The following is a 24,985-nucleotide window of genomic DNA, read 5'->3' as shown; positions in this document are numbered from 1 at the left end:
TGTTTTTCGATTATTATTACTATCTTTGCACGCAATACGAATAGAATATTAAGGTATTATGACTAAACAAGTAGAAAAAATTAAGGAACTGATAGCCAAGCGTGAACAAGCCCGTCTTGGCGGCGGTGAAAAAGCTATTGATAAACAGCACGCACGTGGCAAATATACGGCACGAGAACGTATCGCCATGTTGGTCGACGAAGGTAGCTTTGAGGAATACGACATGTTCAAATTGCATCGCTGCCATAATTTTGGCATGGAGAAAAAGCAATATCTTGGCGATGGTGTAGTTGCAGGAAGTGCCACCATCGACGGTCGCTTGGTTTATGTCTATGCCCAAGACTTCACGGTCAACGGCGGATCCCTCTCTGAAACAATGGCTCAGAAAATCTGCAAGGTCATGGACATGGCCATGCAAAATGGCGCCCCGGTCATTTGCATGAACGACTCTGGCGGAGCCCGCATTCAGGAAGGAATTTCCGCATTGGCGGGTTATGGAGAAATTTTTGAACGCAACATCCTGGCCAGTGGGGTGATTCCTCAGATTTCTGCAATCATGGGCCCATGTGCAGGCGGTGCAGTATACTCTCCGGCACTCACGGACTTCATCCTTATGATGGAAAACACCTCTTACATGTTCCTCACCGGTCCTAAAGTTGTGAAGACGGTGACAGGCGAAGATATTGACGCAGAGCATTTGGGTGGCGCAAGCGTGCATGCCACAAAGAGTGGTGTGACGCAATTCACGGCGAAGACCGAAGAAGAAGCCATGCAGATTATCAAGACACTTTTGTCCTATATTCCCTCAAACAACACGGAAGAGGCTCCTTGCGTGGAGTGTTCCGACCCCATCAATCGCTGCGAGGACAGCCTCAATGAAATTATACCCGACGACCCCAACACGGCGTATGACATGTATAAGGTTATAACCGCAATTACGGATAATGGGGAGTTTTTCGAGGTGCAAGCCAAGTTTGCCAAGAATATCATTACCGGCTTTGCGCGTTTCAATGGCCAGAGTGTCGGCATTGTTGCCAACCAACCTTCAGCCTATGCAGGTGTGCTTGATACGAACGCAAGCCGCAAGGGTGCACGCTTTGTGCGTTTCTGCGATGCTTTCAACATCCCCATCGTAAGTCTTGTCGACGTTCCGGGATTCTTGCCGGGAACCGGTCAGGAGTACAATGCCGTCATTCTGCATGGCGCACAGTTGCTCTATGCTTATGGCGAGGCCACCGTACCCAAGATTACGATTACACTTCGCAAGAGCTATGGAGGTTCCCATATCGTGATGGGATGCAAGCAATTGCGTTCCGACTTGAACTTTGCATGGCCTTCTTCTGAAATTGCCGTCATGGGTGCCAGTGGCGCCGTAGCCGTCTTGGCCGCTAAAGAAGCCAAAGCCGTCAAAGAGGCTGGAGACGACGTGAAGGCTTTCCTGGCGCAAAAGGAAAAGGAATACACCGAACTTTTTGCCAATCCATATCAAGCTGCTCAGTTTGGATACATTGACGATGTCATTGAACCAAGGAACACCCGATTCCGCATCTGTCGCGGTTTGGCTCAACTGGCCACGAAGCGCCAGAGTTTGCCCGCAAAGAAACATGGTTGTATGCCCATGTAATTGACTGCATTGAATTACGACGTAAATGGTTAACATGTAATTATGAAGGATCAAAATGTTTATGCGGCCATTGCAATGGCACTTTTTGAATATAAAGGAAACAATGTCCATGACAAGGAATCCGGAATTATCACCATCAAGCCAAGAGCCACAGAGTGGAATGCCCGATTCTTGTCAATGACTCCCAAACCATAATGTATAAACTGGATTACAATGAAAGAATTTAAATATACGATAGACGGAAAAGAGTATAATGTAAGCATTGGGGATATCGAGAACAACGTAGCCAATGTTACAGTAAACGGAGAAGACTTCCAAGTAGAGATGGAAGAACAGGCAGAGCCCGAAAAGAAGAAGGTGGTTCTTGGAAAGCCTGCTAAGGAAGAGGCCACGGAGGCGCCTGCAAACTTGGAGAATGTCAATACGGCCAATGCCGTCAAGGCTCCCCTTCCCGGAACAATTATCAACATCAACGTAGCGGTGGGAGACTTTGTGAAAGCAGGCGACACCGTATGTGTGCTGGAAGCCATGAAGATGGCCAACAACATCGAAGCGGAAAGCGACGGAACCGTAACCGCCATTCTTGTAAAACAAGGACAAAGTGTCATGGAAGAAGAAGGGCTCGTTGTCATAGAATAAAAGACAAGAGCCTTTTGAATAAACGAAATCCTCTGATGTTCGCAAAGAATGTCAGAGGATTTATTGTATTTATTATAAAATAATCCAATTTCCACGGCTGGTATGTTGATTAAAATTAAAAATAGACTTTAAGTCAACAAAAATCACTACCTTTGCATAAGCCAAATTTGAACAAATATGCCCAAGAAAGTTTTATTTATTAATCAAGAGATAGCACCTTATGTGCCTGAATCCGAGCTTTCCGTCATGGGAAGGGACTTGCCTCAGAAAATACAAGAAAGTGCTTTTGAGATTAGAACATTCACCCCAAAGTGGGGCACAATAAATGAACGCAGAGGCCAATTGCACGAGGTCATACGCCTTTCAGGAATGAATTTGATCATTGATGACACAGACCATCCCTTGATTATTAAAGTCGCTTCCATCCCCCAGTCCAGGCTCCAGATTTATTTCATAGACAACGACGACTACTTTATGAAGCGTCAGATGGACGTAGATGAGAGTGGAGAAGAATATCCAGACAACGGAGAGCGTGCCATTTTCTTCGCCCGTGGAGTCTTGGAGACTGTGAAAAAACTACGCTGGACTCCGGATGTAATCATTTGTCAAGGCTGGATGGGCGCCGTCGTTCCTCTCTACATCAAGAAGGCATATAACGAAGAACCTTTTTTTGCGAACACGAAAGTCATAACGTCCTTATTTGAAAAGCACCTGGTCAATGACTTAGGCGGCAACTTCAAAAAATGCGTAGGCTTTAAGAACGCAGACGCAAAACTGCTCAGTGTTTACAACGAGACATTTAATTTTATAGAATTAGGCAAACTGGCATTGGATTACAGCGATGGCGTCATTGTTGCCAGCGGCACCGTCAATTCGGATTTGGTGGATTATGCACGTGCCAAGGCGCTCCCTGTCATGGAACATCCTGAAGGTGATTATGCCCAAGCGTATGTCGATTTTATCAATAAAGTTTGTGATTGATTAGTTTTTTCCATAAAAACGAAGGAAAGATGAAAGTTTATTTACTGGCAATGGCATTCCTTGCCTCGCTCACTCTCGTATCATGCGATGACTCTACAGCCGAAATCGGTGTTTCATTGATAGAGAAATCTGACTTGTTAGATGTCTCGACCGACTCTTTTAAAGTTGAGTCCAAATCGATTTTGGCAGGTTCCATATTGGGGAAAAGCCACATAGGCTATCTTGGCCGCATCAAAGACCCGGAAACAGGGGATTTCGTCACGTCCAGTTTCATGTCTCAAGTAGCGACGATAGAGGGTTACACTTTCCCCAAAGAAGAACTCATTCAAAACAAAAAGGATGGAAAAGCCCAGGCTGATTCTTGCTTTTTGAATTTATTCTTTACGACTTTTTATGGTGATTCGTTGGCCCCACTCAAGATAAACGTACAAGAATTGGCCAAAGTCCTCCCTGAAACGTCGTCATATTATAGCGATTTTGATTTGGCGGCAAATGGCTATCTGCGCGAAAACGGCATCAACAAATCGAAGATGTGCACTCTGACCGACCTCACCGTTTCAGACTCCTTGCGGTCTTCTTCAAGATATGACAAGCACTTGCAGTTCGACTTGAACGACCCGTACACGGACAAAGACGGGCAATCTTATTCAAATTTCGGCACATATATACTTCAGACGTATTACAAGCATCCCGAATATTTCAAAAATTCCCAGATGTTTAGAAGCCATGTGGTGCATGGATTCAATTTCTCTGTGAAGAGTGGTTTGGGAGCCATGGCCTATATCGCAAACGTTCAGCTGAATATCTACCTGACTGACAAAGAGGAAAACGGCAATGGGAAAAACCGAGTGGCTTTGATTTCTTTCCCCGGTACCGAAGAGATTCTGCAAACATCCAAGATTGTCAACGACACGAAGCGACTTCAACAGCTTGTCGAAGACAAGTCGTGCTGTTATATCAAAACACCGGCTGGAATATTCACAGAGCTGACACTTCCCGTAGAAGACATCGTCAAAGGCCACGAAAAGGATTCCATCAATTCAGCCAAGATTGTGTTGCAGCGCATCAACAACAATGGTGTAACAGAGTTCAACCTCCCTGTGCCTACACAGTTGTTGATGTTGCCTAAGGATAGTCTGAAATCTTTCTTTGAAAACGGCTCCATCAATGACAATATCAATTCTTATGTGGTGTCAAGGGACTATATATCAGAAAACAATCGCATCACAAGCTATAAGAACACATATACATTCAGCAATATCTCCGGCCTGATAAAGGCCATGGCAAAAGCAAGACAGGAAAATACACATTCAGCCGATTGGAATAAAGTTGTAATCATTCCTGTGACGACGACGACTGCATCTATCAACAACGTGACATATACGACAGCAGTTCGGCACAACATGGCTCTGACAAGCACACGTCTTGTAGGAGGAGCAGACAATCCAAACGCTCCACTGAAAATCAGCATTATCTATTCCAAATTCAAATAATCGATGGCAGACAATTTCCTGGAGGCGCATCGGGAGGCGTATGAAATCAAGAAAGCCAAATGGCAACTGTCCCGAACCGTTCGCAGTCACTTCCTAAAGAAAAAGGCTTCCATTCTGAAACCGGAAGACGAGTCGCTTTAATCATCATTTATTGCTCATCATTTATTGGCCACATATTGAGACAAATCAATATGTGGCCAAATGTTTAAGCACCTGTCCAAGTCCCCCCAAAAAAATCATATCGAGATTTGTCGGACAGCACCTGGACAAGTGGGTTGCGATAGCACTGCTTTTCAGAGGAGAAGGGGCTGCTTTTAGCTTGTAAAAGCAGCCCCTTTAAAAGCCAAAAGAACAGCCGTTACAAACCAAAAGGGCAGTCTACCGTGACCGGAGATAGAGCGAACAGGCCTCGGCACAGCGTTCGCCGTCGATTCCGGCCGAAACTATCCCACCTGCGTAGCCCGCACCTTCGCCACAGGGGAAGAGACCTTGCAGCGTGACATGCTGCAACGACTCGCGGTCACGGACGATACGCACGGGCGAAGAGGTGCGCGTTTCCGTTGCGATGAGGACTGCTTCATTGGTCAGGAAGCCGTGGCTGCGCCTGCCGAAGTCGAGGAAACCCTTCTGCAACCTGCCCGCCACCATCTTGGGAAGCCAGAAATGGAGCGGGCTGGCAATGAGTCCGGGCGCGTAACTACTCTTGGGTAGGTCGGCACTCAACCGACCGTTCACGAAATCGGCCATGCGTTGTGCCGGCGCCGTCTGCCTCATATTGCCATTCAGCCAGCAGTCTTTTTCCACCTTCTCCTGAAACCGCATCACCGAAAGAGGCTCCGACGGGTCGCCTACATCTTCGGGATGAATCTCCACCACCATGCCGCTGTTGCTCCAAGCCGTGCCACGGTTGCTGGGACTCATGCCATTGACGACGATCTGTTCCTTGTCGGTGGCTGCCGGGATGACAAATCCGCCGGGACACATGCAGAAGCTGTAGACGCCTCGGCCATCCACCTGGGTGACAAAAGCATACTCGGCGGCGGGCAAATACCTGCCCCTTCCCTCCCGGTTGTGGTATTGTATTTGGTCGATGAGCTGCGAGGGGTGTTCCAGCCTGACCCCGACGGCGATACCCTTGGCTTCAATCGGAATGCCGGCTTGGGCAAAATAGCGATAGATGTCACGCGCGCTGTGGCCCGTGGCCAAGATGACAGGCCCCATGAAGGTTTCTTCCGCTTGAGAAGTGAGGCCCAATGCCTCGACACCTACGACGCTTCCACCCGAGACAAGCAGCCCCGTCATCTTGGTTTGGAAGTGCACTTGCCCGCCACTGGCGATGATGGTGTTGCGCATGTTCTCAATGACGCGCGGCAATTTGTCGGTTCCGATGTGGGGATGGACGTCCGACAAGATGGATGTAGAAGCTCCGTGCTGGCAGAATACATTCAATATTTTCTCCACGTTGCCCCGCTTCTTGCTTCGCGTATAGAGCTTTCCGTCGGAATAGGCACCAGCTCCACCCTCGCCAAAGCAATAGTTGCTCTCCGCGTCCACTCGCTGAACCTTCGTGATGAGCGAAAGGTCTTTCTTGCGATCTCTCACGTTTTTGCCGCGTTCTATCACAATGGGACAGAACCCAAGCTCAATGAGGCGAAGCGAAGCGAAGAGCCCCGCCGGCCCCTCGCCTACCACAACGACTTGCGGTTTGTCGCCCACGAAAGGATATTCGGTATGCACGAACATGTCGTCTTGGGGGAGTTCGTTGATATAAAGCCGCACTTTCAGGTTGACGAAAATCGTCCGTTGGCGGGCGTCAATGCTACGTTTCAAAACGCGTACATGGTTGATGGTACGCACATCCCAACCTTTCTCCCTTGCTATATAAGCCGCAATGGCTTCTTCCGAAGCGGCCTGTTGCGGCAAAACTCTAATCTGGCATTCCTGTATCATGCTGCAAAGGTAGCACATTATTTATAAATTGATTTCATCGTCGGCGTCATTCTGCCAAATCATAGCTGTAAGTTTGAAAATAGAAGCAAAATGTTTGGCACTGTTCCAGAATATGAGTAGTTTTGCAGCAATTAAGCCGAAATATAACCATTGCAGGAGCATTGGGCCTACGGAATGGATGTCGGCTGCCGTTGTAAGGCAGTAAATGTTCGACTGGAAGTCCGAATTTCTACAAGTTTGCTTGGCCATTGAACACCCCATTCGTCAAGGGGAAGAACATTAAAACATTAAAGAGATGAAAGTATTGAAATTCGGAGGAACATCCGTTGGTTCCGTCAAAAGCATTCTAAGCTTGAAGAAAATTGTAGAAAACGAGGCTCGTCAACAATCGGTGATCGTCGTTGTGAGCGCACTTGGTGGCATAACAGACAAGTTGCTCTACACGGCGCAACTGGCACTGAATGGAGACCAGGGCTGGAAAACGGAGTTCGACGCGATGGTCGACCGTCACCACCAAATGATCGACGCCATCATTTCAGACCCTTCAAGCCGAGAAAACCTCTTTAATGTGGTGGATTCGCTCCTCGACCAGCTGAAAAGCATTTATTTCGGCGTATACCTCATCCATGATTTGAGCGAAAAGACACAAGATGCCATCGTCAGTTATGGCGAACGTCTCAGCTCAAACATCGTGGCGACACTCATCAGAGGTGCCAGATGGTTCGACTCGCGCACCTTCATCAAGACCGAACGGGTCAACGAAAAGCATACACTTGACAGTGAATTGACCTACAGGCTCGTTAAAAAAACATTCAGCGACCTGCCCCACATATCGCTCGTTCCGGGATTCATCAGCAGAGACAAGACGACGGAACGGACGACAAACCTGGGGCGGGGAGGCTCGGACTACACGGCAGCCATCATCGCGGCCGCGCTCGACGCCGAATGTCTGGAGATATGGACAGACGTCGACGGCTTCATGACAGCGGACCCCAAAGTCATCAAAACCGCTTATACCATCAACGAACTGAGCTACATAGAGGCCATGGAGCTGTGCAACTTTGGCGCCAAGGTGGTCTATCCTCCGACGATTTACCCCGTCTGCGTCAAGAACATTCCCATCAAGGTGAAGAACACCTTCAATCCGACAAATCCCGGAACGGTCATCAAGCAGAAAGTGGAGAACGACCGCAAGCCCATCAAAGGCATTTCGAGTATCAGCGGGACGACCCTCATCACAGTGACGGGACTGTCGATGGTGGGCGTAAGAGGTGTGAACCGTCGGATATTCACGACGTTGGCCGCCAATGGAATCAGCGTGTTCATGGTGTCGCAGGCGTCATCGGAGAACTCCACTTCCATCGGTGTCAGAGACCAGGATGCAGAGAGGGCGGTCGAAGTGTTGAACCGGGAGTATGAAAAAGAGATTGAAACGGGTGCCATGTTCCCAATGCACGCGGAAAGCGGATTGGCCACCATCGCCATTGTCGGTGAGAACATGAAGCACACGCCGGGCATAGCCGGCAAGCTTTTCGGTACGCTCGGCCGCAGCGGTATCAGCGTAATTGCGTGCGCGCAAGGCGCGTCCGAGACCAACATCTCGTTCGTTGTGGAAGGCACCTCCTTGCGAAAGTCGCTCAATGTGCTGCACGACTCGTTCTTCCTGTCGGAATACAAGGTGCTGAATCTTTTCATCTGCGGAGTCGGAACAGTGGGCGGAAAGCTGATAGAGCAAATCAAGAGCCAGTATGACGAACTGAAAGAACGGTCGCGTCTCAAGCTGAACATCGTGGGAATAGCCAGCTCTCAAAAGGCCGTTTTCGACCGTGACGGAATTGATTTCAACAATTATCGCGCCTTGTTGGACCAAGCCGAGCCGAGCACCCCCGAGAAGTTGAAGGCCAATATACTGAAGATGAACATCTTCAACAGCGTGTTCGTCGACTGCACGGCCAGCAAAGAGATCGCTGGTTTGTACCAGGATTTCCTGGAACACAACATCAGTATCATCGCAGCCAACAAGATAGCGGCTTCCAGCGAATATGAGAAATACGCGCGCTTGAAGCAGACTGCGCTGAAAAGAGGCGTCCTTTTCCGATTTGAAACGAACGTCGGGGCCGGCCTTCCCATCATCGGCACCATCAACGACCTCAAGCATTCAGGCGACAAGATTCTCAAGATCGAGGCCATATTGAGCGGAACATTGAACTTCATCTTCAATGCGCTGTCGCAAGGTGTGCCTTTCTCTGAGGCTGTCCGGCAGGCCAAGGAGCAGGGATATTCCGAACCCGACCCCCGAATAGACCTTAGTGGTACTGACGTCGTCAGAAAACTGGTGATTCTGAGCCGTGAGGCGGGGTATCGAGTGGAATTGTCCGACGTGGAAAAGAACATGCTCATTCCGGCCGCCTTCTTTGCAAGCACCCTTGAAGAGTTCTGGAAGCGCCTGCCCACTTTGGACAAAGAGTTTGAAGAGAAACGCCTAAAGCTGGAAGCGGAAGGCAAGAGATGGCGGTTCGTGGCGACCATGGATCATGGCCGAACCTCCGTTGCGTTGAAGACGATGGACAGCGAGCACCCGTTCTACAACCTGGAAGGTTCCAACAACATCGTGCTTCTGACAACGGAACGCTACAAAGAATATCCGATGCAGATTCAAGGCTATGGAGCCGGTGCCAGCGTAACGGCGGCAGGCGTGTTTGCCAATATCATGAGTATAGCCAACATTTAAGCGGAAAAAACATGAAACATATCATCATCTTAGGCGACGGGATGGCCGACCATGCCGTTGCAAGGCTTCATGGCAAGACGCCGCTGCAGTTTGCGAAGACCCCTTTCATGGACATGCTGGCCCGAAAAGGGAAGACAGGCAGGCTCGTCACGATTCCCGACGGATTCCACCCTGGCTCGGAAGTGGCCAACACTGCAATTTTAGGTTATGACCTTCATGAAGTTTATGAAGGCAGAGGGCCGTTGGAGGCGGCCAGCATAGGCTATGAAATGAGACCGGAAGACTTGGCATTGCGGTGCAACCTGATTACGCTGGAGAACGACGTGATTCAAACCCACAATGGTGGAAACATCACAACGGACAACGGCGACACGCTCATTCGCCACCTGAATGAAAAGTTGGGCGACGACCGGGTGCGCTTCATCACGGGCATTCAATACCGTCATCTCTTGATCGTCAAAAATGGAAGCAAGCACATCATGTGCGCTCCCCCACACGACCATCCGAACGAACCTTGGCAACAATTGCTGGTAAAGCCAGAGCCAGGTTGGGAAACACGCAGCGAACCGGGCAGAATATCCGCGCAAGAAACCGCCGAACTGCTGAACCGATTGATTATCCGAAGCCGCGAACTTCTTGACAATCATCCTTATAACCAACGTCGAACGGCACTGGGGAAGCGCCCCGCAAATTGCGTTTGGCCCTGGGGAGGCGGCTATCGCCCTTCGATGAAGACACTGATGGAAATGTTTCCGACTATCAAAAGCGGCAGCGTAATCAGCGCCGTCGACCTGATCAGGGGCATTGGGCATTATGCCGGACTGGAAATCATCAAGGTGGAAGGGGCCACCGGATTGGCCGACACGAATTATGAAGGGAAGGTTGAGGCCGCCATCGACGAACTGAAACGCAAGGATTTCGTGTTCCTTCATATAGAAGCCAGCGACGAAGCAGGGCACGACGGCGACCTGGACTTGAAACTTCAAACAATCGAAGCGTTGGATCAAAGAATCGTCAAGCCTGTGTTTGAAGAGGTGGAAGCTTGGAAAGAACCCGTCTGCATCGCCGTTTTACCCGACCACCCCACCCCGGTCGAAATCAGGACGCACGTGAACGAGCCCGTTCCTTTCCTCATCTGGCACAAAGGAATGGCGGCCGATACGGTCCAGACTTTTGATGAATCAAGTTGTATGGATGGCTCACTTGGACTGTTGAAGCTGGAGCAATTCATGCAAACATTTATGAACGTTTGACAAAATGAATATAAGAATCGGTTATGAACTACTATAGCACAGAACACAAGGCTCCCGTCGCCTCCCTGGAGAAAGCGATTCTCAAAGGACTGGCGGAAGACAAGGGACTCTATATGCCTGAAACAATCCTTCCATTGCAGCCTTCCTTTATTGAAACGATGGAAAACCATTCTTTTCACGAGATTGCATTTGAAGTGGCGCGTTGCTTTTTCGGGCAGGACATCGCTCCAAATGAGCTGAAAAAGATTGTCGAAGAAACCCTCAACTTCGATTGTCCCGTCGTCAACATTGAGGATGACATCTACACTTTGGAACTGTTTCACGGGCCTACCTTGGCGTTTAAAGATGTGGGAGCCCGTTTCATGGCCAGAACCTTGCAGCATTTCATCCGAAAGGAAAGGGCTGAGCAAGGCAAGACGGGGCAGACGAACGTGCTGGTGGCGACCTCCGGCGACACAGGGTCGGCCGTGGCCAATGGCTTTCTGGGCGTAGACGGAATCCATGTATTCGTTCTCTACCCCAAAGGAAAGGTCAGCAAAATCCAGGAAAGTCAATTCACGACCTTGGGAAAGAACATCACCGCCATTGAAGTTGATGGCACTTTCGATGATTGTCAGGCGCTCGTCAAGCAGGCGTTCATGGACGATGACCTCAATCAAGAGATTCAAATCACGAGCGCCAACTCCATCAACGTAGCGAGATTCCTGCCGCAGGCGTTTTATTATTTCTACGCGTATGCCCAATTGAAGCGGCTCTCCAAGGAAGATATAGACAATAAAGTGGTATTCTGCACGCCGTCGGGAAACTTCGGAAACATCACGGCAGGCCTCTTCGCCAAGCGGATGGGACTACCCGTCAAGCGCTTCATTGCGGCCAACAATGCCAACGACGTATTCTACAAATATCTGAAAACAGGCGTATACCAGCCCCAACCCAGCATACCGACGATAGCCAACGCCATGGATGTAGGTGCGCCGAGCAATTTCGCCAGAATCCTTGAACTGTACAAGCATTCATGGGAAGCAGTGAAAAAGGACGTCCATGGCGCGACCTATACCGACGACATGATCAAAGAAGCCATCCGAAGTTGCTACAACTCCTGCGGCTACGTCTTGGATCCGCATGGCGCTTGTGGCTATCTGGCCTTGAAAGAAGATTTGAAAGAGGGTGAGTTGGGAATATTCCTGGAGACCGCCCATCCGGCAAAGTTCAAAGAGACGGTCGACGACATACTGCGGACGGACATCCAAATGCCTGATCGTTTGCAGGACTTCATGAAGGGAAGTAAACTCAGTTTGCCGCTTGCCAACAACTTTGAAGATTTCAAGGCGTTGCTGTTCGCCAAGGCAACGGTCTGACACAGTTTGCTTTACACTCTTGTCTGAACACAGCTGTGCTTTTACAAACTCAAAGCTGTCCTGTTGTGATGTAAAAGGACAGCTTTGGCTTTGTAAAAAGACCGCTTTGGCTTTGTAAAAGCACAGCTTTCAGTTCGCTAAATGGCTGCTTTTGGAAACCAGGCGCAGCTCTTTTGAAACTCAATTGCACACGAAATCCCCCCAACATCACCATTAGTAGGTATTTCTGAAATTATCCAGACAAAACCAATCGCCGTCAATGCCTTTTTTATAACTTTGCAAGTTATAAATAAGTAAGGTGAAATAACTTTGCAAGTTATCAACAAGTAAGGTGAAGATAGAGCTTTTTTCTATCTCGCCAATGCTGTAAATGTCATGAAATTATCTGAATTAAAAACCGGCGAACACGGCATTATCGTCAAGGTGACCGGACATGGAGGCTTCAGAAAGCGTGTCGTCGAAATGGGATTCATCAAAGGCAAGAAAGTGACGGTCTTGCTGAATGCCCCCCTACAGGACCCCGTGAAGTACAAAATCATGGGCTACGAAGTGTCGCTCCGCCACTCCGAGGCCGACAAGATAGAAGTGGTTTCCGAGCAGGAGGCCAAAACGCTCGAACGCTCGTCGCACGTGGCGGACGCGGCAGCAGCTCCGGGAAAGTCTGAAATCCATGCAATCGACGAGACAGACAGGCTCCTGGAAAGCGTTGCCAAGGAGAAAAGCCACACCATCAACATCGCGCTCGTGGGCAATCCCAATTGTGGCAAGACGTCTTTCTTCAACTTTGCGTCGGGTGCTCATGAACGGGTCGGCAACTATAGCGGCGTCACCGTGGACGCAAAGGTCGGCCACGCCAGTTTCGAGGGCTACGAGTTCGATATCGTCGACCTGCCGGGCACTTACAGTCTTTCAGCCTATTCGCCCGAAGAGCTGTATGTACGCAAGCAGATAGTCGACAAGACGCCCGATGTCATCGTCAACGTGATTGACACGAGCAATCTGGAGCGGAACCTTTATCTGACAACCCAACTGATAGACATGCACGTCAGGATGGTCTGTGCGCTCAACATGTTCGACGAGTCCATGCAACGTGGAGACCACGTGGACTTCGACAAATTGGGCGAACTGTTCGGCGTGACGATGGTTCCCACGATATTCACGACCGGCAAGGGTGTCGACGATTTGTTTCGCGCCATCATCAAAATGTACGAAAGCGTGGAGGACACCGATCCGCACTTTCGGCATATCCACATCAACCACGGGCATGAAATTGAAAACGGCATAGCGGAGATACAAGAGCACCTGAAGAAGGAAGTGAATCTGCGCGAACGCTACTCCACCCGCTACCTGGCCATCAAGTTGCTGGAAAGAGACAAGGACGTGGAGGATTATGTATCGAAGCTGCCCGATGCCAAGGAAATCATGGAACATCGGGACATTGCCGCGCAACGCGTGAAGGAAGAGACCGGAGACGACAGCGAGACGGCCATCATGGACGCCAAGTACGGCTTCATCCACGGCGCGCTGAAAGAAGCCGGCTACCAGACGGGCAACAAGAAAGACACATACCAGATGACACATCTGCTGGACAAAATCATCACCAACAAGTATGTGGGCTTTCCCATATTCTTCTTCATGCTCTTCATCATGTTTTCCGTGACGTTCGTCATTGGCCAGTATCCGATGGATTGGATTGAGGCCGGCGTGGTCCTGCTGGGCAAATTCATCAGCGGCAGCTTGCCCGACGGGCCTGTGAAAGCCATGCTGATAGACGGTGTCCTGGGCGGTGTCGGTTCGGTCATCGTCTTTCTGCCACAGATCATGATACTCTATTTCTTCATCTCTTTCATGGAAGACAGCGGCTATATGTCAAGGGCCGCCTTTATCATGGACAAGTTGATGCACAAGATGGGCCTTCATGGCAAGTCGTTCATACCGCTCATCATGGGATTCGGCTGCAACGTGCCGGCGGTCATGGCAACCCGCACCATCGAGAGCCGTCGGTCGCGCATCATCACGATGATGATACTGCCCTTTATGAGTTGCTCGGCCCGACTGCCCATTTACATCATGATTACGGGTTCGTTCTTCGCGTTGAAATACCGCTCCCTGGTGCTTATGCTCCTCTACATGATTGGCGTGCTCATGGCGGTGGTCATGAGCAAGTTGCTTAGCCGGACGGTCGTGAAAGGCGAAGATACGCCCTTTGTGATGGAGCTTCCACCCTATCGTTTCCCCACGTGGAAGGCTATGGGACGCCACACTTGGGAGAAGGGGAAGCAATATCTCAAGAAGATGGGAGGCATTATTCTGGTGGCCAGTATCATCGTATGGGCTTTGGGCTACTTCCCTCACGACGACCAACTCACTCCGCAACAGCAACAGGAACAGAGCTACATCGGCAGAATGGGCAAGGCCATCGAGCCCGTTTTCAAACTCCAGGGATTCGACTGGAAGCTGGATGTCGGCCTTGTTGCGGGTGTCGGCGCAAAGGAGATTGTCGCCAGCACGATGGGCGTGTTGTATAGTGGCAACGACAGCTTCGGCGACGACAGTGGCTATAATGACGACGGCGGAAAATACGAGACCTTGCACAGGCAAATGGTCGGAGACATAGCCGCCCTGCATCAGATAGACAGAACCGCGGCGGAGCCTGTGGCCACGCTGACAGCGTTCTGTTTCCTACTGTTCGTGCTGCTTTATTTTCCTTGCATCGCGACGATTGCAGCCATCAAAGGCGAGACCGGCAGCTGGAAATGGGCGCTTTTTGCAGCTGGATATACGACACTTTTGGCTTGGCTGGTGAGCGGAATCGTATTCCAAGTGGGGTCGTTGTTCATTTGACGGGGCCACTTGCGTGTAGCAGAGGGCTGTAGACGCCCGAATGTTTTCATACATCGACGGGACTGTCATGCCCCACCTTATTATTAATATGATCAAAAACAAATCTCTGTTCAAGCGACTCTTCGGCAGGCGGTGGGTCAACGGCAGCTTGCTCGTGGGACTGGTGGCTGTAGTCGCTTGGGTGACTTGGGCGTATTGGCCTTGCAACGAGCAACAGATCAAGCGCAGCTTGACCCTGGTCCGGCGTGATTCTTACTTCGTCCTTTACGCCGACTCTCGCCCCGTCGTCGTTTTTTCCCGATTTGACAAGGACTCCACGATGCGTGGACTGGCCTTTTCCGAGGACTCTGCCCATGCCGCCAGATATGAAACAGGCGGTTTTTGGATTAGCGCCAACAGCTTGTTTCCGAGTTGTCGGGGGAAAGTGATGGTGGCAACCAAGGACTTCTCCGATATCATTCCTATACAAGAGAACACCCGTCTCTTTCTGAAAAAGGAAATCGACTACCTGAAAGCTTCCTTGCGGAATATGCGAAGCAAGCAGATGGAACTTAGGTATTATCTGCGCGTGCATGGCGTGCAGGATGAAGGGTACGACATGGTTGCCAAATATGCCACGCGACTGCATGCCAAAATCGACACAGTGGCGACAGTCTTGGGAAGATTGGAGGATATAAGCAGCCACGCGACACTGACGATGACACGCAAAGATGTTTTTTCGGCAAGCTATATGGACAAAGACGGACAATGGCGGTCGTGTCCGCTTGACCTGCTGGGATATTCCCGGAACAGGAAATACGCCTTGCTGCAATCGGTATCAGGCGAGACGCCCAAACAGGCTCAGGCTCTGACCATCTTGCCTTGGGGCGCTATGGGGGAAGATGAAGTCGAAGTTGTCGGTGCTTCTGTCCAGGAAAACCCTTCTGGAAAGTCGTATGGTGTATTGATGGATGGGACATTGAAGGGCGGGCGTCATGATTTTTCCGACTGCTTGATGAAAGACGGGCACCCCGTTTTTACAAGTATGGGCACTTTTCTTGGAATGAAATTAGGGAATACGATTGTTTATCGTGAAGAACTGGAACTACTTTTGAAACTCGACAATGATGAAAATCCATAAACTCCTGGTATTCTCTGCCATCTTTTTGACTTCATGCGCCCCTAAACTCAAAACAAAGGACTATATGGTCATACACCTGGGAAAGGCTGATGTTTACCAAGGCGAGACCGTTTCGGGGAAACCCGATGGCTTCGGTCGGTTGATGCGTGGCGACAGCATGCTGTATGTCGGCTACTGGAAGAAGGGTATGCGCGAAGGAACCGGACGTATGACAGACGCGAAAGGCCGGGTGATTCAAGGCAAATTCAGGCGAGATTCTCTTTATTCCGGCTGTCGAACGGATGGAGATGGTGTCTATGTAGGTGAAATGAACGCACAAGGATTGGCTTGGGGGCATGGCATCTACCGCGCTGCCAACGGATTTGAATATGAAGGCAGATGGCAGAATGACGTGGCCGACGGATTTGGTTTCTCCATGACCAGGCACAATCATCTCAAAGTCGGTGAATGGAAAGATGGCATATTCAAGGGTGAAAGGCTGAATTATACATCTGAACGCATTTACGGCATTGACATTTCAAAATATCAGCATGTCATCAAAAAAAAGCACTACCCCATCAATTGGTCTGCCTTGAGGATTATACATTTGGGCACGCTCAGCAAGAAAAAGATAACGGGGAAGGTCAACTACCCTATTTCTTTCATCTATATCAAGAGTACGGAAGGGAAGTCGTTGAGGAATGTTTTTTATCCCGCCGACTACAAGCAGGCCCGAAAGCACGGATTCAGAGTGGGAACGTATCATTTTTATTCTACAACCTCCCCCGCCCTGGCGCAAGCAAAGCACTTCCTGAAGCATTCGCATTACAAGGCAGGCGACCTGCCACCTGTGCTGGATGTGGAACCCTCGGACAGGCAGATTGTAAAAGCAGGCGGCATTGAAGCTTTGTTTAAAGGTGTTCGTCAGTGGTTGAACCATGTCCATTCTGCTTGGGGAGTCAGGCCGATACTTTATATCAGCCAGTCGTTCGTCAATCGCCATCTCTCCAAGGCACAGGACTTGAAGCATCATTATCGTGTTTGGATAGCTCGCTATGGCGAATACAAACCTGATGTGAAGCTGATTTATTGGCAATTGTGCCCCGACGGAAGAGTGCAGGGCATACATGGCGAAGTGGATATTAATGTTTTCAATGGCTATCGGGATGAATGGAATGAGTATATTGGGCAGATATGGTAATGCGCTTCCATGTTCGTTTCGGACTCGTTGCCATCCATTCCAACACGATGGCAAAGCGTTATTTTGCAAAGAACTATTAAATAGGCTTGCAAGATAATTAATTAATGTTTATTTTACGTCTTTTATCATGCAAAACGCTTGCATAATCTATATAAAAGAGTAACTTTGCATTGTGTTTTTCATGGTATTAGATTATTAAGGTTAATAAAGATTGGTTGTCGTGAGACAATCAATTTTTTTTGTTTACAATTTATCCTCGAATAACGCCCCTATGAAAGCGGGTGTTTTTATTGTGAAATGCTTTTGAGAAACATGTTTCATCAGCGTCTTCAACGCCCTCCTTCATGTTCCTGTGCCGGCAATGTCGGCAAATGCAAGTCTTGCCATGATTTCAAGGGATGATAATTTTTGAGTTTCAAGATTTAATTGGTAATTTTGCCTTGCAATAACAATAATGGAGATACAAATGAGAAGTAGAACAAGCACTTGGTTTGAGACCAAGATTCGTTATGAAAAAATGATGGAAGACGGTGCTCAAAAGATGGTCACCGAACAATATGTCGTTGACGCGTTGAGCTTTACGGAAGCTGAGAACGCCATTATAGAAGAGATGTCCACCTACATCACAGGCGATTTCAAGGTCAGGGATATCAAGATGGCAGGCTATGGAGAGATTTTTTTCAGCGACGCCGACAATGATGATAAATGGTACAAGGCCAAACTCCAATTCATTACGATAGACGAAAAGACGGAAAAAGAAAAGCGCTCCACCGTCACCTACTTGGTTCAGGCCGGCAGTTTGCCTGTAGCAGTGAAGCACATAGACGAAGTGATGGGGGGAACGATGATTGACTATGTAATCAGCGCCATCCAGGAAACACAGATCATGGACGTCTTTGAACACAAATCCGCAGCACAGAAGAAGGAGAAAAACGATGTTCCTGAATACGAGGAGAAAAGCGAAGAGGTTTAAATAGAGTAAGAATGACAGACATTGCTTCCAATCTGAACGAAATTCGGAAAGACCTGCCTGCGAATACCAAGCTGGTGGCTGTGAGCAAGTTTCACCCGATAAGTTCCATAAAGGCTGCCTATGATGCTGGACAACGTATCTTCGGTGAGAGTCGCGAACAGGAATTGCGCCAGAAAGTTGAGGCCTTGCCCAAAGATATCGAATGGCATTTCATCGGACATCTTCAGACCAACAAGGTGAAATACATCGTACCGTATATCTCTCTGATAGAGTCGGTGGACAGCTTGAAACTTCTTATCGAGATAGACCGACAGGCCACTAAATTGAATAAGGTGGTAAAGGTGCTGTTGGAAGTCAAGGTAGCGGCCGAAGATACGAAGTCGGGACTCACGCCGGAAGCATGTCGGGCACTCTTGGAAGACGGTTCGTGGAAAGCATTGTCCCACATTGAAATCTGCGGACTGATGACCATTGCGTCGAACGTAGGCGACCAGGAGCAAGTGGCTCGTGAGTTTGACGAGGTCGATTCATTCTTCATGGAACTGAAAAGCAAGTATTTTGCAGCGCAAGACAGCTTCTGCCAAAAGTCCTGGGGCATGAGCCACGACTACAGATTGGCCCTCGAACACGGGGCTACAATGGTCAGGATAGGAACTTCTATCTTTGGTGAACGACAATATTAAGGGGGCAGCCTCTAAAAAAGACGCAGAAAATAAAAAATGGTTGGAATCTGACTTTGTAGGATTCCAACCATTCTTTTTTTATATCATGCCGTTTTGCTCATGCCTCCCACTTCCGGCAGGTGGTGGTAATGGTGATGATGGTGATGGCTGTGGAGCCGATGTCTTTCATCGTCCTTTGTTGAGCTTTAAAATTTAAAGTCCACTTCTACATCCACCATGTTGTAGCTATGCTTTGTCAAGGCAGAGACCGACTTGTCGTTGACGCGCGCGTATTCCAGGTTTATCTGGAAGTTGGGATGGAACTCATAGTCAAGTCCCACTTCATAATAAGTCTTGGCGGTAGCCCATTCGGCTTTCGGACGATACACGTCATATCTGGCCTTGGCGTGCAGTTTTTTCTGAATGACAGGAGCGATCACCAACGCATAATAGCCATCAGCCTTTTCGCCGTTTTTGCTCAAGTTGCAATTCTTGCTGTTGTCATCATTGAAATTGTTTATCGTCGTAGAGAAAGCCTTGCCCGTGGAATGGACGTATTCGGAGCGGAAAGTCCAGTCGTTGCACAAATATTCGCCACTGATGGCATAGCGGTGTTTGGGGAGTGAGCGCACGCCCGAATGGCTGTTGCCGTTTTCGTCAGTCCATGTCCCCTTGCGTGCGGCGCTACCTTCCCATCCGAACACTCCAAGGCGCAGTCCTTTGATGGGAGCCACCCAAATGCCGCCGATGACATCTTTGCGCTGGTCAACGTCTTTGGTGTTTGTTCCCTGTCCGTTGAACACGCCTAATTGATAATGAAGAATATTGCGCCCTTCCGCATTAGGCAGAAAATCACCTTGAATCTGGACACCCAGATCACGGCCATTGCTGGCATGTTCGCCCGTTCTGTCACTCATTCCCACCAACTTCAGAACGTTTTGTGAATAGCTTATAAAACCTTGTGTGATGGGATGGATGGGATTCTCAAAGGTGAACGGGCGTTTGAATTGTCCGATTTTCACTCTAAAAGCCGAATATCGTTGCCATTCTGCAAACAAATCGACAACGCGGGGACTGCTGCCCAACGTAGAGGTGTTGCCATTCAATTGGACTTGAGCTTTCCAATAGAACTCGTCCATAATTCTGCCGTCCAACGCCAGCCTGAACATGCGCAGGTTGAAAGTGTTGGACTTGTCGTTTTCCCGGCTGCTGTATTGATATTGCGTCATTCCATAGCCGGAGAGTTTGACATTGTTGAACCAGGAAGCTTTCTTCTCTTGAGCCTGTGTTGTTAATGATACAGCTACCAAGGCTGTTAATATAACTTTTTTCATAATGATAAAATTGAATTACTTCTTCACCAAGAGTACCACGTTTTCTACATGGGGAGTATGGGGGAACATGTCAACCGGCTGCACTTTCCCAACGCTGTACTTCTGATCCAGCAGTGCCAAATCGCGGGCTTGCGTCGCCGGATTGCAACTGACATAGACAATTCTCTGCGGTTCGGCATTCAGAATGACATTGACCACGTCCGGGTGCATGCCGGCACGGGGAGGGTCGGTGATAATCACGTCCGGTCGGCCATGCTCGGCCACGAAATCCGATGTGAGAATATTTTTCATGTCGCCCGCATAAAACAAGGTGTTGGAAATCTGATTGATTTGGCTGTTGACCTTCGCATCCTCAATAGCGTCTTCCACATACTCGATTCCTATTACTTGCTTCGCCTCTTTCGCCACGAAATTAGCAATCGTACCAGTGCCGGTATAGAGGTCGTAAACGAGTTCGTCGCCCGTCAAGGACGCAAAGTCGCGGGCAACACTGTAGAGCCGATAGGCTTGTTCCGTATTGGTCTGGTAGAAACTTTTGACTCCAACCTTGAAGCGGAGTTCTTCCATCTCTTCATAGATGAAGTCCTTCCCCCTGTAGGTTTGAATCTCCAAATCATTAAAGGTGTCGTTGCCTTTCTGGTTGTCAACGTATAAGAGTGAAGAGATTTGGGGGAATCGGGTAGCAACCTGCTCCAGCAAAGCCTGCCCGGCATGGATGTCTTCCGGTGTGTCGTAGTGGAACTGTATCAACACCATCCACTCGCCGGTATTGCTGTTCCTTATCATAATGTCGCGGAGCATTCCATGTTGCGCACGTATATCATAAAAAGACATGTGCATTTGATTGGCTGTTTCATCAATGAAATTCCTTATCTCATTGTGCAAGTCTTCCATCAAATGACACTTATGGATGGGATAAATCTTGTCAAATGCCCCACGTATATGAAAGCCTATGGCGTTGTTTGCAGAGGCGTCGGCCCTGAGCTGAGGCCCCTCATCGGACTTGGGAGGCATATTGTCAAGCTCGCCGCGTGTAAACCAACGCTTGTTGCTGCAGCCGAATTCTATCTTGTTTCTGTATTCAAACTGCTTGACAGAACCCAAAATGGGATTGATTTCAGGCAGTTCCACTTTGGCAATCCTGGTGAGTTGGTCTTTTACTTGTTGTTGTTTGGCTTTGAGTTGTTCCTCATACGGCAGAATCTGCCACGCGCATCCACCACAAATACCAAAATGTTCGCACGGGGGCGTGGCCCGTTTCTCACTGAATTTCTTGTATTTTACAACAGAAGCTTCGCAATAGTGATGCTTCTTCTTTAATATCTGCAAGTCTACTATGTCTCCCGGAACCGCATAGGGCACAAACACGACCATGTCGTCGACCCGTGCCAGAGACTTTCCCTCTGCTGCTATATCGGTTATTTCTATATCTTCCAAGATGGGAAACGGCTTTTTCTTCCTTGTCATATCCATTTAATTAATGCACAAAACTACTAAAAATACAGCAACTACCTGCCTCTTGGCGTTAATAAATTACCCTCCGTGCACGCAAACACGGCTAAATGTAATGTGGACATGGCAATTTCCGAAGTAAAAGCTTGCCCATCTCTAAGAAAACCTATATATTTGCATCACAAAAGAGTATTAATTAAAACGACATCAAATCTATTATGACGGTAAAAAGAGTATATACCTTTGGTAATGGTAAGGCTGAGGGTAATGCGCAAATGCGTAAGCAACTGGGTGGCAAAGGAGCCAACCTGGCAGAGATGAATTTGATAGGAGTGCCTGTGCCTCCCGGCTTTACGATTACGACGGATTGCTGTAATGAATATTATAAAATAGGACAAGAGAAAATCGTCGAAGTGCTTCGAGGGGAAGTGGATGAGGCTGTCAAGCATATCGAAAACTTGATGAACTCGAAATTCGGCGACGCGACCAACCCTCTTTTGGTAAGTGTTCGTTCCGGCGCACGTGCCTCCATGCCGGGAATGATGGATACCATTCTTAACCTCGGACTTAATGATGAAGTCGCAGAAGGAATGGTTGCCAAGACGAATAATCCTCATTTTGTATATGATTCCTACCGCCGCTTCGTACAGATGTATGGCGATGTCGTGTTGGAAATGAAGCCTGAGAACAAAGAAGATATAGACCCGTTTGAAGAGATTATAGAATCTGTAAAAGCAGAGCGAGGAATCAAATTGGATAAAGATCTCACTGTAGAAGAATTGCAGAAACTGGTTCGCCTGTTCAAGGAAGCCATCAAGGCAAGAACCGGCAAGGACTTTCCCAACGACCCTATCGAACAGCTGTGGGGCGCGATTTGTGCCGTATTCCGTAGTTGGATGAATGAACGTGCCATTCTCTATAGAAAGATGGAAGGCATTCCCGACGAATGGGGAACTGCCGTCTCCGTCATGGCCATGGTATTCGGTAATATGGGCGAGACCTCTGCTACAGGTGTCTGCTTCAGCCGCGATGCCGGTAATGGCGAGAACTTGTTCAATGGTGAATATCTTGTCAATGCACAGGGTGAAGATGTCGTAGCCGGAACCCGCACACCGCAGCAGATTACGAAAGTCGGTTCTTTGAGATGGGCCAACAGAGCGGGTATTACTGAAGAAGAACGCGCAAGTAAATATCCGTCAATGGAGGAAGCCATGCCCGAAATCTATGCACAACTCAACGATATACAGAACAAACTGGAGCAACACTATCGTGATATGCAAGATATGGAATTCACTGTCCAAGAGGGGAAGTTGTGGTTCCTGCAGACCAGAAACGGCAAGCGTACCGGCTCGGCAATGGTTAAAATAGCCATCGATTTGCTGCATGAAGGAATGATTGATGAGAAAACGGCAATTGAACGCTGCGAGCCGAATAAATTGGATGAACTCCTTCATCCGGTATTTGACAAGTTGGCGCTGCAAAAGGCAAAGGTCATCACTCAGGGACTCCCTGCTTCTCCTGGTGCAGCCTCCGGCCAGATTGTCTTCCACGCGGATGACGCACAGGCTTGGCATGCGGAAGGACACAAGGTGGTTTTGGTCAGAATTGAGACATCACCTGAAGACCTTGCAGGTATGTCTGCCGCAGAAGGCATTCTCACCGCACGCGGAGGCATGACCTCTCACGCTGCAGTTGTAGCACGTGGCATGGGAAAATGCTGTGTCTCTGGCGCGGGAGGTATCAATGTCAGCTATAAGGATAAAACCGTAGAGATTGACGGACGTTTGTATAAAGAAGGTGACTACATTTCGCTGAATGGCTCTACAGGCCAAGTCTTTGCGGGTGAAGTCCCAACAAAGGCGGCAGAATTAAGTGGTGACTTTAAAGAACTGATGGACCTTTGCGATAAATACACAAAACTGCAAGTACGCACGAATGCAGATACTCCTCATGATGCGCGTGTTGCAAAAGCTTTCGGAGCCAAGGGTATAGGTCTCACCCGAACGGAGCACATGTTCTTTGATGACAAAAAAATCATTGCCATGCGTGAGATGATTTTGTCTGATACACCTGAAGGAAGAGAGAAGGCTTTGAATAAATTACTTCCTTACCAGAAGGCAGACTTCAAGGGAATCCTGGAAGCGATGGACGGACTGCCGGTCAACATACGTCTGCTGGATCCTCCCTTGCATGAATTTGTTCCTCACGATCTGGCAGGCCAGCAGGTCATGGCTGACGAAATGGGCGTAGATCTCGCCACCATCCAGCGCCGTGTCGCTTCACTGGCGGAAAACAACCCTATGCTCGGACACCGTGGCTGCCGCCTTGGAATCACATTCCCTGAGATTACGGCCATGCAGACTCGTGCCATCATCAGCGCGGCATGCGAATTGAAGAAAGAAGGCAAGAATCCCAAGCCGGAAATCATGGTGCCGCTTATCGGTACCGTTGCCGAATTCCGTCAGCAGAAAGCTGTCATCCTGAAGAGCGCCAGACGAACATTCGATGAGTATGGATTCAAATTAGATTTCGAAATCGGTACAATGATTGAGATTCCACGAGCTGCGCTGACAGCAGACTTGATTGCTTCCGAAGCGCAATATTTCTCTTTTGGAACCAATGACCTTACGCAGATGACATTCGGTTATTCACGTGACGACATTGCTTCTTTCCTTCCTGTATATCTTGACAAGAAGATTTTGAAGGTTGATCCATTCCAGGTTCTTGACCAAGAAGGTGTTGGCCAATTGATAAAGATGGCTGTGGAGAAAGGCCACAAGGTTCGTCCGAATATCAGAACAGGTATCTGTGGAGAACATGGCGGTGAACCTAGTTCCGTGAAGTTCTGTGCCAAAATAGGAATGAACTACGCCTCTTGCTCGCCATTCAGAGTGCCCATTGCACGCCTTGCTGCCGCCCAGGCACGTGTAGAGGAATAAACGGATTTCTATGATTTACAGGCGATTAGGCTGTAACTCCTTGGTAAAACAAGGGTTACGGCCTAATTTCGTAAAGGGACGGATGCACATTTGTACACACTTTCCGTGTACTTTTGAACGCTGAAACTTACCAAAACTTACACCATAGGCGGCAGGGCGACTTACCGCAGACGAGAGTGCAAAGTAAACTGTGTCAGACAACAATAAGAAATATTTTTATACAGTTTATTTTTTATGGACAACAAAGAAATTAATTACAAGAAAGCTGCGGAACAGCTTCGTAACTGAGAAGCATTATTTGGTAAGGACGGTGCTTTGGCACCCATGTTGGAACGCATTTTGAATGCTGCCCTTGAAGGTGAGATGGAAGCCCATCTCTCTTGATGAACGCTCAAAAGGCAACCGCCGTAATGGCAAGATGCCTAAGCAAGTGCAGACACGCTATGGTGAGG

Annotated in this window: 19 protein-coding genes and 1 pseudogene; 17 read left to right on the top strand and 3 right to left on the bottom strand. The window is 48.8% G+C overall.

Features of this window, described 5'->3' with window-relative positions; all coding sequences use genetic code 11:
- Positions 1-58: 58 nt before the first annotated feature.
- From K334_RS0103170 to K334_RS14730, 6 genes are all read left to right on the top strand, one after another.
- Positions 59-1,624, top strand: a complete 1,566-nt coding sequence (locus K334_RS0103170) for an acyl-CoA carboxylase subunit beta (RefSeq protein ID WP_027444498.1) — start codon at positions 59-61, stop codon at positions 1,622-1,624.
- A 42-nt stretch (positions 1,625-1,666) separates the two neighbouring features.
- On the top strand, positions 1,667-1,819 hold the full coding sequence (locus K334_RS15060; RefSeq protein ID WP_021589719.1) for a hypothetical protein: 153 nt from the start codon (positions 1,667-1,669) through the stop codon (positions 1,817-1,819).
- Positions 1,820-1,837: 18 nt separating this feature from the next.
- Positions 1,838-2,263: a biotin/lipoyl-containing protein gene (locus tag K334_RS0103160; protein WP_021589713.1), complete on the top strand. Its 426-nt coding sequence runs from the start codon at positions 1,838-1,840 to the stop codon at positions 2,261-2,263.
- 177 nt (positions 2,264-2,440) lie between these two features.
- Positions 2,441-3,244 (top strand): glycogen/starch synthase, encoded by an 804-nt coding sequence (locus K334_RS0103155; protein WP_025881178.1) that lies wholly within the window; start codon positions 2,441-2,443, stop codon positions 3,242-3,244.
- A 29-nt stretch (positions 3,245-3,273) separates the two neighbouring features.
- On the top strand, positions 3,274-4,737 hold the full coding sequence (locus K334_RS0103150; protein ID WP_025881180.1) for a DUF4270 domain-containing protein: 1,464 nt from the start codon (positions 3,274-3,276) through the stop codon (positions 4,735-4,737).
- 3 nt (positions 4,738-4,740) lie between these two features.
- Positions 4,741-4,878: a hypothetical protein gene (locus K334_RS14730; RefSeq protein WP_021589724.1), complete on the top strand. Its 138-nt coding sequence runs from the start codon at positions 4,741-4,743 to the stop codon at positions 4,876-4,878.
- A gap of 237 nt (positions 4,879-5,115) precedes the next feature.
- Here the strand turns inward: K334_RS14730 and K334_RS0103140 are convergent, their stop codons facing one another.
- Positions 5,116-6,687, bottom strand: a complete 1,572-nt coding sequence (locus tag K334_RS0103140; protein WP_025881181.1) for an NAD(P)/FAD-dependent oxidoreductase — start codon at positions 6,685-6,687, stop codon at positions 5,116-5,118.
- A gap of 295 nt (positions 6,688-6,982) precedes the next feature.
- Between K334_RS0103140 and thrA the strand changes: the two genes are divergently transcribed.
- From thrA to K334_RS14725, 9 genes are all read left to right on the top strand, one after another.
- Positions 6,983-9,418: a bifunctional aspartate kinase/homoserine dehydrogenase I gene (thrA, locus tag K334_RS0103130; protein ID WP_027444497.1), complete on the top strand. Its 2,436-nt coding sequence runs from the start codon at positions 6,983-6,985 to the stop codon at positions 9,416-9,418.
- An 11-nt stretch (positions 9,419-9,429) separates the two neighbouring features.
- Complete coding sequence (locus K334_RS0103125; RefSeq protein WP_025881184.1) at positions 9,430-10,671, top strand: cofactor-independent phosphoglycerate mutase; 1,242 nt, start codon at positions 9,430-9,432, stop codon at positions 10,669-10,671.
- Between the two features lie 23 nt (positions 10,672-10,694).
- Positions 10,695-12,029, top strand: a complete 1,335-nt coding sequence (thrC, locus tag K334_RS0103120) for a threonine synthase (RefSeq protein ID WP_025881186.1) — start codon at positions 10,695-10,697, stop codon at positions 12,027-12,029.
- 375 nt (positions 12,030-12,404) lie between these two features.
- A complete protein-coding gene (gene feoB / locus K334_RS0103110; protein WP_027444496.1) occupies positions 12,405-14,873 on the top strand; it encodes a ferrous iron transport protein B in 2,469 nt (822 codons plus the stop codon).
- Positions 14,874-14,961: 88 nt separating this feature from the next.
- Positions 14,962-15,993 (top strand): hypothetical protein, encoded by a 1,032-nt coding sequence (locus tag K334_RS0103105; protein WP_154655541.1) that lies wholly within the window; start codon positions 14,962-14,964, stop codon positions 15,991-15,993.
- A gap of 64 nt (positions 15,994-16,057) precedes the next feature.
- Positions 16,058-17,173 carry a GH25 family lysozyme gene (locus K334_RS13415; RefSeq protein WP_238319001.1) on the top strand — a complete coding sequence of 372 codons (1,116 nt, stop codon included), beginning with the start codon at positions 16,058-16,060 and terminating at the stop codon, positions 17,171-17,173.
- 466 nt (positions 17,174-17,639) lie between these two features.
- Complete coding sequence (locus tag K334_RS0103090; protein WP_027444494.1) at positions 17,640-18,146, top strand: DUF4494 domain-containing protein; 507 nt, start codon at positions 17,640-17,642, stop codon at positions 18,144-18,146.
- A gap of 11 nt (positions 18,147-18,157) precedes the next feature.
- The gene (locus tag K334_RS0103085; RefSeq protein WP_025881190.1) at positions 18,158-18,829 is read left to right on the top strand and encodes a YggS family pyridoxal phosphate-dependent enzyme; all 672 of its coding nucleotides are present in this window, start codon (positions 18,158-18,160) and stop codon (positions 18,827-18,829) included.
- Positions 18,810-19,025 (top strand): hypothetical protein, encoded by a 216-nt coding sequence (locus K334_RS14725; protein WP_154655540.1) that lies wholly within the window; start codon positions 18,810-18,812, stop codon positions 19,023-19,025. The genes K334_RS0103085 and K334_RS14725 overlap by 20 nt, the downstream gene beginning before the upstream one ends.
- Here K334_RS14725 and K334_RS0103080 read toward each other — a convergent pair.
- Entirely contained in the window at positions 19,015-20,142 is a 1,128-nt protein-coding gene (locus tag K334_RS0103080) for a porin (protein WP_025881191.1), read from the bottom strand. The two genes, K334_RS14725 and K334_RS0103080, sit on opposite strands and share 11 nt — an antisense overlap.
- 15 nt (positions 20,143-20,157) lie before the next feature.
- Entirely contained in the window at positions 20,158-21,609 is a 1,452-nt protein-coding gene (gene rlmD / locus K334_RS0103075) for a 23S rRNA (uracil(1939)-C(5))-methyltransferase RlmD (RefSeq protein WP_027444493.1), read from the bottom strand.
- Positions 21,610-21,812: 203 nt separating this feature from the next.
- Between rlmD and ppdK the strand changes: the two genes are divergently transcribed.
- Positions 21,813-24,533, top strand: a complete 2,721-nt coding sequence (gene ppdK, locus K334_RS0103070) for a pyruvate, phosphate dikinase (RefSeq protein ID WP_025881192.1) — start codon at positions 21,813-21,815, stop codon at positions 24,531-24,533.
- 234 nt (positions 24,534-24,767) lie between these two features.
- A pseudogene (locus K334_RS15220) lies at positions 24,768-24,985 on the top strand (transposase); the annotation flags it as partial.

The organism is Segatella baroniae DSM 16972 = JCM 13447 (assembly GCF_000426585.1).
Classification (GTDB): domain Bacteria; phylum Bacteroidota; class Bacteroidia; order Bacteroidales; family Bacteroidaceae; genus Prevotella; species Prevotella baroniae.
This window is presented reverse-complemented; position numbering and strand designations above follow the sequence as displayed.